The 431-nt window shown below is 76.8% G+C and carries 1 pseudogene; it reads left to right on the forward strand.

Annotation, left to right across the window (positions count from 1 at the left end):
- Positions 1-175 precede the first annotated feature (175 nt).
- Positions 176-431: pseudogene (locus JWG39_RS16165) on the forward strand (hypothetical protein); the annotation flags it as partial.

Consider the following 431-nt stretch of genomic DNA (forward strand, 5'->3'; position numbering starts at 1 on the left):
CCTCGTGTCCGGCGGGGACCGGGGTCGCACCGGCGGGTCGACCGGCGTCTCCCGCGAGTCTAGTGGCGGCAAACCGCAGCCTCCCCGCATCCTCCGAGCATCGCGGTTGACCCCCTGTCGACGCGCGCGGAGCATTGCCACGTCCACCCGACCAGACCGGCCCGACGGGACGAACATGACCGACCACACCACCACCGCGGAACGAGCCCTCACGCTCGACCCCGCGATGCCCTCGCCCGACGCCCCCACCTGGGTCGGAGCTGCCTGGGTCGGCGCCGTCGACCGGTCGGCGGCGCTCGCCGCCGACACCGTGCACCTCGCCGGCGCCGGCGGCCTCCGCCGCGCCCGCCTCATGGTGCGCGACGGCCGCGACGTCGCGGGGTTCGTCGACGTGCGCGTCGACGACCGCGGGGCGGTGGACCCGGCCGAGC

It is taken from the genome of Desulforhopalus vacuolatus (assembly GCF_016918505.1).
Classification (GTDB): Bacteria; Desulfobacterota; Desulfobulbia; order Desulfobulbales; family Desulfocapsaceae; genus Desulforhopalus; species Desulforhopalus vacuolatus.